Source organism: Sphaerisporangium dianthi (assembly GCF_042654065.1).
Lineage (GTDB): Bacteria > Actinomycetota > Actinomycetes > Streptosporangiales > Streptosporangiaceae > Sphaerisporangium > Sphaerisporangium dianthi.
Genome location: NZ_JBHSFP010000012.1, coordinates 53,607 through 68,462, shown reverse-complemented (window position 1 = coordinate 68,462; position 14,856 = coordinate 53,607). Strand labels below are relative to the sequence as shown.

The following is a 14,856-nucleotide window of genomic DNA, read 5'->3' as shown; positions in this document are numbered from 1 at the left end:
CCTCCCTTAACCCTGTACGGCGGCCATGACCGCCTGGTCGATGTCCCTGCCCTCGGCGCGCGCGTCCGCCTGCGCCCGCAGGACCCGCTTGTAGTCGACCGGCATGATCTTGCCGAAGCGGGTGAGCGTGCCGTCCCAGTCGTCCAGCAGCTTCTTGGCGACCGTCGAGCCCGTCTCGGCGAGATGGCGTTCGACGATGTCGCGCAGGAACTCCGAGTCCTCCTCGGTGAGCTCCTCGATGGCGACCATCTCGCGGTTGACCCGCGCCTGCTCCAGGTCGAGCACGTAGGCGATGCCGCCCGACATGCCCGCCGCGAAGTTGCGCCCGGTCGGGCCGAGCACGACCACGCGGCCGCCGGTCATGTACTCGCAACCGTGGTCGCCCACGCCCTCCACCACGGCCGTGGCGCCGGAGTTGCGCACGCAGAACCGCTCGCCGACGACGCCGCTGATGAAGACCTCTCCCGAGGTCGCGCCGTACAGTCCGACGTTGCCGGCGATGACCTGCGTCTCGGCGCTGAACGGGGCGTCGGGGTGCGGCCGCACCGTCACCCGGCCGCCCGACAGCCCCTTGGCGATGTAGTCGTTGGCGTCGCCGATGAGCCGCAGCGTGACGCCCCTGGGCACGAACGCGCCGAAGGAGTTGCCCGCCGAGCCGGTGAAGCTCACGTCGATCGTGTTGTCGGGCAGCCCCGCGCCGCCGTGCCGCTTGGTCACCTGGTGGCCGAGCATGGTGCCGACCGTGCGGTTGACGTTGCGGATGGGCAGCTCCAGCGCCACCCGCTCGCCGAACTGCAGAGCGCCCTCGGCGAGCTGGATGAGCGTGTTGTCCAGCGCCTTGTCCAGCCCGTGGTCCTGGGCGACCACGCGCCGCAGCGGCGTGCCCTCCGGCAGGGAGGGCACGTGCAGGATCGGCGACAGGTCGAGCCCCGCGGCCTTCCAGTGGTCCTCGGCGGCCGTGGTGTCCAGCATCTCGGCGTGGCCGACGGCCTCGTCGATCGAGCGGAAGCCGAGCTCGGCGAGGTACTCGCGGACCTCCTCGGCGACGAACTCGAAGAAGTTGACGACGAACTCGGGCTTGCCGGCGAACCGCTTGCGCAGCTCGGGGTTCTGCGTGGCGACGCCGACCGGGCAGGTGTCCAGGTGGCAGACGCGCATCATGACGCAGCCGGAGACCACCAGCGGCGCGGTGGCGAACCCGAACTCCTCGGCGCCGAGCAGCGCGGCGACCACCACGTCACGACCGGTCTTGAGCTGGCCGTCCGCCTGCACGACGATGCGGTCGCGAAGACCGTTGAGCAGCAGCGTCTGCTGGGTCTCGGCCAGGCCGAGCTCCCAGGGAGCGCCGGCGTGCTTGATCGAGGTGAGCGGCGAGGCGCCGGTGCCTCCGTCGTGGCCCGAGATGAGCACCACGTCGGCGTGCGCCTTGCTGACCCCGGCCGCCACCGTGCCGACCCCGACCTCCGCGACGAGCTTCACGTGGACGCGCGCCTGCGGGTTGCTGTTCTTGAGGTCGTGGATGAGCTGGGCCAGGTCCTCGATGGAGTAGATGTCGTGGTGCGGCGGCGGCGAGATCAGCCCGACGCCGGGCGTGGAGTGCCGGGTCTTGGCGATCCACGGGTACACCTTGTGGCCGGGCAGCTGGCCGCCCTCGCCGGGCTTGGCGCCCTGGGCCATCTTGATCTGCAGGTCGTCGGCGTTGACCAGGTATTCGCTGGTCACGCCGAAGCGGCCGGAGGCCACCTGCTTGATGGCGCTTCGGCGCGTCGCGTCGTACAGCCGGTCAGGGTCCTCGCCGCCCTCGCCGGTGTTGGACTTGGCGCCCAGCCGGTTCATCGCGATCGCGATGGTCTCGTGGGCCTCCTTGGAGATCGACCCGTAGGACATCGCGCCGGTGGAGAAGCGCCTGACGATGCTCTCGACCGGCTCGACCTCCTCGATCGGCACGGGCGGGCGCACGCCGTCGCGCAGCTTGAACAGGCCGCGCAGGGTCATGAGCCTCTCGGCCTGGGCGTCGACCAGCTCGGTGTACTGCTTGAAGATCTCGTACCGGCGGGTGCGGGTGGCGTGCTGGAGCCGGAAGACCGTCTCGGGGTTGAACAGGTGCGGCTCGCCCTCGCGGCGCCACTGGTACTCCCCGCCCACCTCCAGGCGGCGGTGGGCGTTCTCGGCGCGCGGGTAGGCGCGCTGGTGGCGCAGGGCGGACTCCTTGGCGAGCACGTCGAAGCCGACGCCGCCCAGCCGGGAGGTGGTGCCCGTGAAGCAGGCGTCGACGACCTGCTGGCTCAGCCCGAGCGCCTCGAAGATCTGGGCGCCGGTGTAGGAGGCCACCGTGGACACGCCCATCTTGGACATGACCTTCAGGACGCCCTTGCCGTACGCCTTGATCAGGTTGCGCACCGCGGCGCGCGGGTCGAGGTCCAGCCCCCCGGAGGCGACCAGGTCCTCGATGGTCTCGATCGCCAGGTAGGGGTTGACGGCCGAGGCGCCGTAGCCGATGAGCAGCGCCATGTGGTGGCACTCGCGGGCCTCGCCGGTCTCGATGACCAGGCCGACGCGGGTGCGCGACTTCTCGTGGATCAGGTGGTGGTGCACCGCGCCGGTGAGCATCAGCGACGGGATCGGCGCCAGGCGGCCGTCGGACCCGCGGTCGGACAGCACGATGATGCGCGCGCCGTCCGCGATGGCCTGCGAGACCTCGGCGCAGATCTCCTCCAGGCGGTGCAGCAGTGCCTCGCCGCCGCCCGCGACCTCGAACAGGCCGGAGACGATGTGCGGCTGGAAGCCCGGGAGCGCGCCCTCGTCGTTGATGTGGATGATCTTGGCTAGCTCGTCGTTGTCGATCACCGGGTAGGGCAGGACGAGCCGGCGGCAGGACGCCGGGTCGGGCGCGAGCAGGTTGCCCTCGGGGCCGATGGTGGTCTGCAGCGAGGTGACCAGCTCTTCGCGGATCGCGTCCAGCGGCGGGTTGGTGACCTGGGCGAACAGCTGGCTGAAGTAGTCGAACAGCAGCCTGGGCTTGTCACTGAGCACGGCGACGGGGCTGTCGGTGCCCATCGAGCCGATCGGCTCGGCGCCCGCCTTGGCCATCGGGGCCAGGATGACGCGCAGCTCCTCTTCGGTGTACCCGAAGGTCTGCTGGCGCTTGACCAGCGCCTCGTGGGTGACGAGCGGGCGCTGGCGCTCGGGCAGCTCCTCGAAGCGGATGAGCCCGGCGTGCAGCCAGTCGCCGTACGGGTGCGCGGCGGCCAGCTCGGCCTTGATCTCGTCATCTTCGATGATCATGCCGCGCGAGGTGTCGACCAGGAACATCTTGCCCGGCTGGAGGCGCCCCTTGCGGACGACCCTGGAAGGCTCGATGTCCAGCACGCCGGCCTCGGAGGCCAGCATCACCAGGCCGTCATCGGTCACCCAGAACCGGCCCGGGCGCAGGCCGTTGCGGTCGAGGACCGCGCCGACCAGCGTGCCGTCGCTGAAGGTGATCGACGCGGGGCCGTCCCAGGCCTCCATCGAGGTGGAGTGGTACTCGTAGAAGGCGCGCCGCGCGGGATCCATCTCGGTGTGGTTCTCCCACGCCTCCGGGATCATCATCAGCACGGCGTGCGGCAGGCTCCTGCCGCCCAGGTGGAGCAGCTCGAGGCACTCGTCGAAGGAGGCCGTGTCGGAGCCGTCGGGGTCGCAGATGGGGAACAGCCGCGCGAGGTCGCCGGGGATCAGGTCGGTCGCCAGCATCGCCTCGCGGGCCCGCATCCAGTTGCGGTTGCCCTTGACGGTGTTGATCTCACCGTTGTGCGCGACGTACCGGTAGGGGTGCGCCAGCGGCCACGACGGGAACGTGTTGGTCGAGAACCGCGAGTGGACCAGGGCGATCGCGCTCACGAACCTCTCGTCGGAGAGGTCGGGGAAGAAGGGCTCCAGCTGCGGGGTGGTCAGCATGCCCTTGTAGACGATGGTGCGCGAGGACAGCGAGGGGAAGTAGACGTCCACCTCGTGCTCGGCCCGCTTGCGCAGGCAGAAGGCCAGGCGGTCGAGCTCGACGCCGGTCTCGCCGTTCGGCGAGGACACGAACAGCTGCCAGAACGCCGGCATGACGGCGCGGGCGCTCGGGCCGGCGTGGGCGGTGTCGATCGGCACCTCACGCCACCCGAGGACGGTCAGGCCCTCTTCGGCGGCGATCTCCTCGATCATCCGCACGCCGGTCGCGCGGGCCTGCTCGTCCATCGGCAGAAACGCCACGCCGGCGGCGTAGGAGCCGGCCGGGGGAAGGGGGAAGTCCACCGCGTCGCGGAGGAACGCGTCCGGCATCTGGGTGAGAATGCCGGCGCCGTCGCCGGTGTCCGGTTCGCTACCCTTGGCCCCTCGGTGGTCCAGGTTGCAGAGTGCCGTCAGGGCCTTGGCGACGATGTCGTGGCTCCGGCGCCCGGCGACGTCGGCGACCATCGCCACACCACAGGCGTCGTGCTCCTGCGAGGGGTGATATAGGCCCTGGGGCTCGGGGAACCCGAGGCGGGCAGCAGGCATTGAATCCCTCCCGTCGTCTTCGTCTGCTTCGTCTGGATTGGCGATTGCAGGCAAGAGGGACGACGTTGGCCCTGCTGCTGTTAGGTGTGTAGAGACTACCGCACCCTGCCGGAATACTGCCCAGCAGGTGGGAATCGCGAACATTCACCATATGAGGGCACTTCGATGTGCCCGATGTCGTACGTCCCAGGCCGCAGTGAGGTAACGGCCGTATATCGGGTGTTATTCCTGGTGAGAACGCCGGTAAGAGTTCTCTAACCCGTCAGGCCAGGATCGGGCGTGACCGGGTGTCCGCTCTCCCATACCACGCTCGGAGGGTCCTCACACCTCAAGGCCCCGGATCAGCCGCTCGCGGCGAGCACGCGGCGCTGGACGAAGCCGCCCAGCGCTTCCAGCGCCACCTGTGGCAGCGTCAGGTCGGCCCGCCCCTCGTCGCCCACCGGGCCCACCCAGTTCACCACGACGAAGTGCCCGAGCGCCCGCACCTCCGCCCGGCTGTGGCCGGCGTCGAACGACGCCGGCTGACCCGGCGCGAGCCGCAGGAACCCCTCGCCGGCGCGGGCGCCGAGCGCGTCGACCAGCCTGTCGGCCGAGCCGCCGTCGGGCATGTCGAAGACCGCGTACTGGCCGGACACGCCGCCGTCGGCGCTGGCGAAGCTCGCCCGCACCACCTGGGCGCACCCCGCCGCCGCGGCCGTGGGCCCGCTCCCCCACAGCGCCTGCGAGCAGTCGGACGACACCGTGACCTGGCGACGGCGCATGATCGCCCCGGAGGAGGACGTGGTCGCGGCCGGCCCGAACACCTCGGCCTCGCTCAGCGGACGCGGGTCGTCGCGGCGGCTGGCGATGGGGGCGTAGAGCGCGGAGGTGCGCTCGGCGCGGACCTTGCCCGGGGCCGGCCCCGTCTCGGGCCGCGTGACGAAGAACACCAACGCCCCGACCCCCGCGAGCGCGCCCGCGACCGCCACGGTGATCAACATGCGGCTGGGCATGGCCACGCAGCTTACCCGGCCGGTGGCGCGGCGGGGCCGGTGACCGCGACGACACGGCGGTAGACGGCCTTCTCGGCCGCGCGAGCGCCCAGGGCCAGCGAGACGAAGTCGTCCTTGGGCGTGGCCTCCTGGCCGTCGGTCCGCGCGACCCAGACGAACCCGGCGTAGTGCCCCATCACATGCCCGCTGGCCTCGGAGTAGCCGTCCTGCGGGAACGCCGCCGCCTTGGACTCCAGCGGGCGCACCCACCCACCCCCTCGGTAGAGGGTGGACATCTGCTGGACGAACCCGCCGGCCGCGGCGGCGTCGGCCATGTTGAACAGGGTGTACTGGGCGACGTACCGGCGGTCGGCGCTGAGGTAGAGGCCGCGGACCGCCTGCGTGCAGCCGGTCTCGCCCAGCTTGGCCAGCACGCTGCCGCCCCACATCGCGGGCGCGCAGGCGTCCAGGCGCCGGTCGGCGAGCTTGAGGGTCAGCTTTCCGCTGCGCACGGTCTTGACGGAGAAGACCTCCTCCGCGCGCAGCGGGGCCTGGTCGGCCTTGCGGTCGCCGATCGGCGCGAACAGCTTGGGCGAGGGCCACGCCTGGTAGTCGTCCGGGCTGAGCAGCCCGATCGCGTCGGCGGCCGAGGAACCCTCGTCGGCGGGCGGATCGGAGACGCCGAGGGTGCTGACGACGGCTGTGAGGCCGAAGCCGCCGACCAGCACCGCCACCACCGTGCCGGCGCCGAGCAAGAGGCGCTGCTGCCGCTGGGTCAGGCCCCGCTCGGACAGGGCGTCCACCTCGAACGAGGCGCGGCGCCGCTTGCTGCGCGCGCTCGCGGCGCGCTTGCGCCCGTCGGACCGTGACCCGGGCTCCGTCTCGGCGTGCCCCCCCGAGAGGCCGCCCTGGGTCATCGTGAATTCGCCTCCGAGGCCGGCGCGGCCGGGGCCGCCGGCCCGCCCTTGTGATCGTGGTCGTCCCTGCCCTCGGACGAGCCGGTGCCCTCGGGCGCGCTGACGTCCCCGGGAGCAGCCGGACCCTCAGGGACGCCGGCCGCCTCGGGCGCGGTCGTGTCCTCGTGAACGCCGGCCGCCTCGGATGCGGTCGTCTTCGCCGGAGCGCTCTCAGTCGGAGACGCGGCCGGCTCGCCCTCAGCGGCCTCGCCCCCGGCCGCGGTGGTCCGCGGCGCGGCGGAGCCGGTCTCGGTGCCCACAGAGTCGGCCTCGGTGCCCACAGAGTCGGCCTCGGTGGCCGGGGAGCCTGTGGCGGGCTCCGCGGAGCCGGTCGCCGCGCCGGCGGTATCGGCCTCGGCCTTCGCCGAGCCGGCCCCTGCCGCGGGCTCGGCGGCGGTGCCGGCGGAGGCCGCGGCGATCTCGTGCTCGTCCGCCTGCGCGGCGTCGTGCGCGGGGTCGGCGCCGGCCCCCCCGTGCAGCGGAACGACGATCTCTTCGGTGGTCTTGTTCCTGGTCACCCACAGATACACCAGGGCGCCCAGGAAGATCACGATGGAGGTCCACTGGTTCAGCCGCAGGCCGAGGATCTGGTGAGCAGGGTCCACCCGCATGCCTTCGATCCAGAAGCGGCCGAGGGTGTAGCCCGCGACGTACAGCGCGAACAGCCGGGCGTGGCGCAGCGCGTAGCGCTTGCCCACCCACACCAGCACCGCCGCCAGGGCGAGGTCCCACAGCAACTCGTACAGGAACGTGGGGTGGTAGGTCGACACACCGGGGATCGTTCCGGGGCGCCCCGGGTCGATCTCGAGCCCCCACGGCAGGTCGGTCGGCCCCCCGAACAGCTCTTGGTTGAAGTAGTTGCCCACGCGGCCGATGGCCTGTCCCAAGGCGATGCCCGGCGCGACCGTGTCGGCGACCGCAGACAGCGAGATGCCCCGCCTGCGGCAGCCGAGCCACACCCCGACTCCGCCGAGCGCGACGGCGCCCCAGATGCCGAGGCCGCCGTGCCAGATGTACAGGGCGTCGATCGGGCGGTTCGGGGCGTCGGGCCCGAAGTAGAGCTGCCAGTCGCTGATGACGTGGTAGAGCCGCCCGCCGACCAGGCCGAACGGGACGGCCCAGACGGCGAGGTCGGTCATGGTGCCGGGCTCGCCGCCGCGGGCGCGCCAGCGGCGCTCGCTGAGCCAGACGGCGGCGATGACGCCGAGCACGATGCAGAAGGCATAGGCGCGCAGAGGGATCGGTCCGAGGTACCAGACCCCTTCTGGCGGGCTGGGAATGGAGGCCAGGGGCATGTCAGGTGACGTTACCGGTTCCGGGCCTACTTCGCGGCATCAAGGATCGTCTGACGCAGCGAGGAAGGGCTGAAGGCGAGACTGTTGTCGATCTCCTTGCCGTTCAGCCGCAGCGTCGGGGTGCCCTTCTCGAACGCCTTGGACTCGGCGGCCTTCTTGTTGTAGTCGGCCTGTGTCTGGGCGTACTTCTGGCTCTTGACGCACTGCTCGAAGCCGGAGTCGGTGACGCCGGAGTCCTTGCCCCAGGCGACCAGGTCGTCGAGCGCGAAGCCCTTCTTGCTCTCTGGCGGCTGCTCCTTGTAGATGCGGTCGTGGAAGGTCATCCACTGCTTGCCACCAGGGACGCAGCGGGCGGCGGCCGCGGCGCGGGTGGTGTTCCCGAGCGTCGGCTCCTCGGTGAAGATGTTGACGACGTGGTAGACGACCTTGACCTGGCCGGCCGCCGCCATGTTCTTCACCGTCGGGCCGCTGGTCTGCTCGAACGCCTTGCACGCGGGGCACTGGAAGTCCTCGTAGATGTCGAGGACCGGCTTCTCCACGCCGGGCTTGGCCATGACCGTCGAGCCGTCGGCCGCCAGGCTGATCGGCGCCAGTTCGCCGCTGAGCGTCTCGGACCTGCCCGACTGGACGTACCACCAGCCCCCGCCCACCACGGCGAGCACCACGACGACCGCGGTGACGATGGTGGCGATGCGCCTGCGCTGCTGCTGGACGCGTTCTCTCTCGCGCTGCGCCTTGATGCGCTCGCGGGCCGAGACCTCACGCGCGGCCTTTCCCATCAGGAACTCCCCTTCCTGTCGGGCCGGTGATCGCCGTCGATCACGCGGCCTCCCCCTCGTCCTCGCCGTCGTCCTCGTCGTCGTCCTCGTCACGGGCCGTCCGGGCCGGGACCAGGCCGAGGGCCGCGTCGAGCGACAGGCGGCCGGGGGCGTACCGGACGATCCATGCCCCCAGCAGGAACAGGCCGCCGTCCCGGAGGATCTCCCAGAAGTAGGAGGGACTCTGGTCGGCGGCCAGCTTGCCGCCGCCGCCGAAGCAGCCGCAGTCGATGCGCAGGCCGCGCGCCCACGCCGAGGCGATGCCGACCACGAAGGCCAGCATCAAGAGCGCGGACACCGCGCCCGCCGCTCGCGTGAGCAGGCCCGCGACGAGCAGCACCCCGACGACGATCTCGACGATCGGCAGCCCGTAGCCCACCACGGTGGCGACCTGCGCCGGCAGCAGCTCGTAGGCCTCCACGGCCTGGATCGACAACGCGGGGGTGCCGATCTTGAGCCAGCCGGCGACGATCAGCACGGCGGCGACCACCAGCCGCGCGACCGTCGTCACCCAGGGTACCGCCGGATGCGCGTTGAGCGACCTCATCGGCGCGGCCTTCTCGACCCCACCAGCATCTCGTCTCCTTATCCCCACGGACCGACCGGCCCGGGACGGGTCATGCCACGGCCGCCCCTTGTGTCGGCTGGGGGGACCGCACGGCGCGCGGCGCCTTCCTTGCCGAAGGCTACCGGCTGCACAGCCCATCATGACGCCGATAAGAGGCGGGTAAGCAATCTTCGAATGAAGACTGCCAAAGGCTGGTGACCTCGGGAAACGGACGCGAGGCCCTTTCCGGCGGGACGAAAGGCCCTTGGTCGGTCACATGCGGGCGAACGCGGAACGCGACCGTCCCGCCGGGCAAAAACGGACGAAAGCCAGCGGGATCGGAGACCGGACGCAGACGCCCCCTTGGGGAAGGAGAAACCGTCAGGCGCGCACGCCGCCGGCCAGTTCGGCCGCGAGCTCGCGCACCGACGCCAGGCCCGCGGCCTCGTCGGGGGCGTCCAGCAGGCGGCGGATGAACGCCGATCCCACGATGACGCCGTCGGCGTAACCCGCGACCTCGGCGGCCTGCGCGCCGGTGCCGACGCCGAGGCCCACGCAGACGGGCAGCGAGGTCTCGGTGCGGCAGCGCTTGACCAGGCCCTCGGCCGCGCCGCTCACGCTCTCGCGCGCGCCGGTGACGCCCATGAGGGAGGCGGCGTACACGAAACCGGTGCAGCACTCGGCGACGGCCCTGATGCGCTCTTCGGGGGAGCTCGGGGCGACCAGGAAGACGGTGTCGATGCCGGCCTGCGCGCTGTGCTCGCGCCAGGGCCCGGCCTCCTCGGGCGTGAGGTCGGGGGTGATGGTGCCGGTGCCGCCGGCGTTGGCGAGGTCGCGGGCGAACCGCTCGGCGCCGTAGCGGTCGATCGGGTTCCAGTAGGTCATGACCAGCACGGCGGCGCCGCTCTTGGCCACGCCCTCGACGGTGCGCATCACGTCGGCGATGCGGGTGCCGTTGACGAGGGCGCGGTGCACGGCGTCCTGGATGGTGGGACCGTCCATCAGCGGGTCGGAGTAGGGCAGGCCGATCTCGATGACGTCGCAACCGGCCTCCACCATGGCGGTCGCGGCGGCGATGGCGCCGTCCTTGGTGGGGAAGCCGGCCGGCAGGTATCCGACGAGCGCGGCCCGCTTGTCGGCCCGGGCCTTCTCGAACACCGTCTGGAGAGTCGTCATGTCAGGATGTCCCGCTCACAGGTGTCTGGGGGCCTACAGGTTGAAGTACTTCATGGCGGTGCCCATGTCCTTGTCGCCGCGCCCGGAGAGGTTGACCAGGATGGTCGCCTCCGGGCCGAGTTCGCGGCCGAGCTTGATCGTACCCGCCAGGGCGTGCGCCGACTCGATGGCCGGGATGATGCCCTCGGTGCGGGCGAGGACGGAGAAGGCCTCCATCGCCTCGTCGTCGGTGACGCCGTGGTAGGTGGCGCGGCCGGTGTCCTTCAGCCAGGCGTGCTCGGGGCCGACGCCGGGGTAGTCGAGCCCCGCCGAGATGGAGTGGGACTCGATGGTCTGGCCCTCGTCGTCTTGCAGGACGTAGGTGCGCGAGCCGTGCAGGACGCCGATCGAGCCCTCGGTGAGGGTGCAGGCGTGCTCGCCGGACTCGACGCCGTGCCCGGCGGCCTCGTAGCCGTGCAGCGCGACGCCCTCGTCGCCGATGAAGGCGTGGAAGATGCCGATGGCGTTGGAGCCGCCGCCGACGGCCGCCGCGACGGCGTCGGGCAGGCGGCCGGTGAGCTCGAGCACCTGGCGGCGGGCCTCGACGCCGATGATGCGCGCGAAGTCGCGGACGATCTCGGGGAACGGGTGGGGACCGGCGACCGTGCCGAACAGGTAGTGCGTGGTGTCGACGTTGGTGACCCAGTCGCGGAACGCCTCGTTGATGGCGTCCTTGAGGGTGCGGCTGCCGTTGCCCACCGGGACGACCCGCGCGCCGAGGAGTTTCATGCGGGCGACGTTGAGCGCCTGGCGCTCGCAGTCGACCTCGCCCATGTAGATGACGCACTCGAGGCCGAGCAGGGCGCAGGCGGTCGCGGTGGCGACGCCGTGCTGACCGGCTCCGGTCTCGGCGATGACGCGGGTCTTGCCGAGGCGCTTGGTCAGCAGGGCCTGGCCGAGCACGTTGTTGATCTTGTGGGCGCCGGTGTGCGTGAGGTCCTCGCGCTTGAGCAGCACGCGGGCGCCGCCCGCCACCTCGCTGAACCGCTTGACCTCGGTGATCGTGGTCGGCCGCCCCGCGTAGGTGCGCAGCAGGTGGTCGAACTCGCTCACGAACTCGGGGTCGATCTTGGCGTCGGCGTAGACCTTGGCGACCTCGTCCAGAGCGGGGATCAGCGCCTCGGGCACGAACCTGCCGCCGAAGACGCCGAAGCGCCCCTGGGCGTCGGGATCGTCGCCTGCCACGCCGCCGCCCACGAGGTCGGCCGCGGTGATGAGGGGGCCTTCTGCGATGGTCACTGCTGCCTCTCGGGTCCGTTGTCGAGTCGCGATGCGGGGTGCGCTCCGGCGGTGACCAGGTCGATGACGGCGGCCCGAGGGTCCTTGCCGGTGACCAGGCTCTCGCCGACGAGCACGGCGTCGGCGCCGGCGCGGGCGTAGGCCAGCAGGTCGTGCGGGCCGCGCACGCCGGACTCGGCGATCTTGATGACGCCGTCCGGAATCTTGGGCGCGATCCGGGCGAAGACGTCGCGGTCGACCTCCAGGGTCTTGAGGTTCCGCGCGTTCACACCGACGATCTTGGCGCCGGCTTCCAGCGCCCGGTCGAGCTCTTCCTCAGTATGCACCTCGACGAGCGGAGCCAGGCCGATCGACTCGGCTCTTTCGATCAAGGAGACCAGCGCGTTCTGGTCGAGGGCCGCCACGATCAGCAGCGCGAGGTCGGCGCCGTGCGCCCGGGCCTCCCACAGCTGGTACGAGGTGACCACGAAGTCCTTGCGCAGGACCGGGATGTCGACCGCCGCGCGCACGGCGGCCAGGTCCTCCAGGCTGCCGCCGAAGCGGCGCCGCTCGGTCAGCACGCTGATGACGTGCGCGCCGCCCGCCTCGTAGTCGCCGGCCAGCGCCGCGGGATCGGCGATCGCGGCCAGGGCGCCCTTGGAAGGGCTGGACCGCTTGACCTCGGCGATGACCGAGACCTTGTCCCCGCCCAGCGCGGCGTAGGCGTCCCTGGTGGCAGGCGCGCGCTGGGCGCGTTCCTTGAGCTCCGCCAGCGACACGGCCTGCTGCCGGTCGGCGAGGTCGGCCCGTACGCCGTCCAGGATCTCGTCGAGCACGCTCACTTGATCTCCTCGCTTGGCTTGCTCACCCGTACAGGGTCCCTCCGTCGCCGTCTCCGGGTCGAGGACGCCTCCCCCGATCGGTGATCGGCTCGGAGGTCCGCTTCCTCTCCCGACCTTGCCCTGCCGATGGTATCGGGCTTACCGCCGTCGCCTCGCCACAGGGTGGCGATCGTGGAACGTCATGGCGCGAGGAACCTGCCGAAAGGCAGGTTTCGCACGATCCAGTAGACGATCACCAACCCGAGGAACGCCCAGATGTAGGCCGGATGGGCGAGCGTCGTGCGTACCGGCCGCCTCTGCCAGGTGCGCAGGGCCCACCGCCCCCACCAGAACAGCAGGAACGGGATGGTGGCCACCGCGAGAGGGTTGAGGCCGAGCGCCGCCGTCACGTCGCCGTGCGCGAGGGCGTGGATGGTGCGCAGCGTGCCGCAGCCGGGGCAGTAGAGCCCTGTGACGAACAGGAAGGGGCAGGGCGGGTAGTGGCCCGGCCCGTTGGGATCGACCATGCCGACGTAGGTGAACACGGCCCCCGTCAGCGCCGCGGCGCCGAAGGGCGCGAGCATGGACCGCAGACGGCCCGTGCCGCGCCTCCCGGTGTGTTCCGCGTGCGTCGTCATCAGTAGTTGTAGTTGCTGCCGGCGGTGCTGAAGACCAGGGCGATCAGCAGCAGGTATCCGACGATCACCACGACGTCGACCACGATGCCCCAGATGAGCGCGCGCTTCCACCAGGTCTTGGCCTCTTCGGCCGCGGCGACGGCCCCCTGGTAGTCGCCGACCGACCACTTGGAGTTGACCTGCGACGACTTGACGATCGAGACGATGCCGAAGGGCAGGCAGCAGAACAGCGTGGTGAGAATCGCCGGCACCAGGTGGTTGTCCGGCGCGGCCGGCCCGTAGCCGCCGGGCTGCCCGTAGCCGTAGCCGCCCTGGGGCGGCGGGTAGCCGCCCTGCTGGCCGTAGCCCCCCTGCTGCTGGCCGTAGCCCCCTTGCTGCTGCCCGTATCCCCCGCCCTGCTGGCCGTACCCCGGCTGCTGGCCATAGCCGCCGCCCTGCTGACCGTACCCCCCGGAGGGCTGGCCACCGGGCTGCTGAGGGTCGTAATCCTCAGGGTTGCCCGGCTGATTCCCGTAGCTCATGGAAAGCTCCTGTGAGATCAATGCGCGTCTTGCGCTGCGGCAGCTTAGCGACGACCGGCGACGCGTATATGCGTTGTGGCCCGCTTTGTGCGCAACTTGTCATGTACGTCGTCATGCGCTCAGCCCTGCCGCGCGCCGGGGCCGTCGCCCTCGGTGGGGTCGACGCCCTGGTCGAGCGCGTCCCACAACGACCGCTCGGACCCGCCGGGACGCTCGCCGCCTGCCCCCGGGCCGCCGGGCCGGGCGCCCCGCCGCTCGTACCGGTCGGACATGCCGGCCCAGCGGCCGCCGCGCGCCACCGCGATCACGCCCGCGGCGACGAGCACCAGGCCCCCCGCGACGGCGAGCGAGGGCCAGGCCCACTCTGGGGACGCCACCAGGCCGGCCAGGCCGGTCAGCGTGCCGCGCGCCCCGGCGACCTCGGCCGCGTGCGCGGCCGAGGAGCCCTGCCAGGCGGCCACGGCGGCCGCCGCGCCGAGCAGCGCGATGAGGGCGCCGACGACCCTGCGCCACAGGCCGCGGGTGGCGAGCACGGCCACCACCGCGGCCAGGCAGGCCATCGCGAGCGGGCCGAGCACCGGCGCCAGATCGCCGCCGGACAGCGCGACCACGCCGCCGCGGGCCCCGCCGCCGGGAGCGGCAGGGTAGGAGACCTCGGCCCAGGTGCGCCCGGTGGCCAGCAGGAGCATCCCGGCTCCCGCCGCGCCGGCCGCCACCCACGCCAGGAGCCCGCGGCGCGTGCCGCCGCGGGACACTCCCGTGCGGGCCGGGGCGCCGGCCGCCGTCATAGGGGTTCCCCGACCGGCAGCACGTCGGCGTCGAAGCAGGTGCGGTCGCCGGTGTGGCAGGCCGCGCCGACCTGGTCGACCTTGAGCAGGATGGTGTCGCCGTCGCAGTCGAGCGCCACGTGCCTGACGTGCTGGACGTGGCCGGAGGTCTCGCCCTTGACCCAGTAGGAGCGGCGGCTGCGCGACCAGTAGGTCGCCCGGCCGGTGGTGAGCGTGCGGTGCAGCGCCTCGTCGTCCATCCAGGCCAGCATCAGCACCTCGCCGGTGTCGTGCTGCTGGACGACCGCGGGCACCAGCCCGTCCGCAGTGCGCTTGAGGCGGTCCGCGATCTTCTGATCGAGAGGCATGGGGCAATTCTGCCGCAACGAGGCGCCGGGGCAGGTCACCGCACTCACCTGAGCCCGGCCGGGCGGCGATCCCCGATCCCGGGCACGGCGGCTCGGGACCCGCGATGGAGGAGCGGCGCGGGGAGAAGCGGCGCGGGGAGAAGCGGCGACGCCCGCGGCGGCGCGGGGAGAGTCCGGCGTCCCCGGCCGGTGAGGCCGGC

Annotated in this window: 13 protein-coding genes; all 13 read right to left on the bottom strand. The window is 71.9% G+C overall.

All coding sequences use genetic code 11. The annotated features are described in order from the left end of the window. Positions 1-6: 6 nt before the first annotated feature. The gene (gltB, locus tag ACFO60_RS19120; protein WP_380841821.1) at positions 7-4,521 is read right to left on the bottom strand and encodes a glutamate synthase large subunit; all 4,515 of its coding nucleotides are present in this window, start codon (positions 4,519-4,521) and stop codon (positions 7-9) included. A gap of 341 nt (positions 4,522-4,862) precedes the next feature. Beyond that, positions 4,863-5,513 (bottom strand): hypothetical protein, encoded by a 651-nt coding sequence (locus ACFO60_RS19115; protein ID WP_380841819.1) that lies wholly within the window; start codon positions 5,511-5,513, stop codon positions 4,863-4,865. Between the two features lie 11 nt (positions 5,514-5,524). Further along, entirely contained in the window at positions 5,525-6,409 is an 885-nt protein-coding gene (locus ACFO60_RS19110; RefSeq protein ID WP_380841818.1) for a hypothetical protein, read from the bottom strand. After that, the gene (lgt, locus tag ACFO60_RS19105; protein ID WP_380841816.1) at positions 6,406-7,743 is read right to left on the bottom strand and encodes a prolipoprotein diacylglyceryl transferase; all 1,338 of its coding nucleotides are present in this window, start codon (positions 7,741-7,743) and stop codon (positions 6,406-6,408) included. Before lgt ends, ACFO60_RS19110 begins: the two co-directional genes overlap by 4 nt. A gap of 26 nt (positions 7,744-7,769) precedes the next feature. Next, positions 7,770-8,522: a DsbA family protein gene (locus ACFO60_RS19100; RefSeq protein ID WP_380841814.1), complete on the bottom strand. Its 753-nt coding sequence runs from the start codon at positions 8,520-8,522 to the stop codon at positions 7,770-7,772. A 40-nt stretch (positions 8,523-8,562) separates the two neighbouring features. Then, on the bottom strand, positions 8,563-9,108 hold the full coding sequence (locus ACFO60_RS19095) for a DoxX family protein (protein ID WP_380841812.1): 546 nt from the start codon (positions 9,106-9,108) through the stop codon (positions 8,563-8,565). Positions 9,109-9,489: 381 nt separating this feature from the next. Next, positions 9,490-10,284 (bottom strand): tryptophan synthase subunit alpha, encoded by a 795-nt coding sequence (gene trpA, locus ACFO60_RS19090; RefSeq protein ID WP_380841810.1) that lies wholly within the window; start codon positions 10,282-10,284, stop codon positions 9,490-9,492. 33 nt (positions 10,285-10,317) lie between these two features. Next, a complete protein-coding gene (gene trpB / locus ACFO60_RS19085) occupies positions 10,318-11,508 on the bottom strand; it encodes a tryptophan synthase subunit beta (RefSeq protein WP_465269884.1) in 1,191 nt (396 codons plus the stop codon). Between the two features lie 50 nt (positions 11,509-11,558). Next, a complete protein-coding gene (gene trpC / locus ACFO60_RS19080; RefSeq protein WP_380841809.1) occupies positions 11,559-12,383 on the bottom strand; it encodes an indole-3-glycerol phosphate synthase TrpC in 825 nt (274 codons plus the stop codon). A gap of 179 nt (positions 12,384-12,562) precedes the next feature. After that, positions 12,563-13,000 (bottom strand): DUF2752 domain-containing protein, encoded by a 438-nt coding sequence (locus tag ACFO60_RS19075; protein WP_380841807.1) that lies wholly within the window; start codon positions 12,998-13,000, stop codon positions 12,563-12,565. Continuing rightward, positions 13,000-13,521, bottom strand: coding sequence for a CD225/dispanin family protein (locus ACFO60_RS19070; protein WP_380841805.1), 522 nt, complete (start codon positions 13,519-13,521; stop codon positions 13,000-13,002). The genes ACFO60_RS19075 and ACFO60_RS19070 overlap by 1 nt, the downstream gene beginning before the upstream one ends. A 119-nt stretch (positions 13,522-13,640) precedes the next feature. Next, positions 13,641-14,309, bottom strand: coding sequence for a TIGR02234 family membrane protein (locus ACFO60_RS19065; RefSeq protein ID WP_380841804.1), 669 nt, complete (start codon positions 14,307-14,309; stop codon positions 13,641-13,643). Beyond that, entirely contained in the window at positions 14,306-14,656 is a 351-nt protein-coding gene (hisI, locus tag ACFO60_RS19060; protein WP_380841802.1) for a phosphoribosyl-AMP cyclohydrolase, read from the bottom strand. The genes ACFO60_RS19065 and hisI overlap by 4 nt, the downstream gene beginning before the upstream one ends. Between the last annotated feature and the right edge of the window lie 200 nt (positions 14,657-14,856).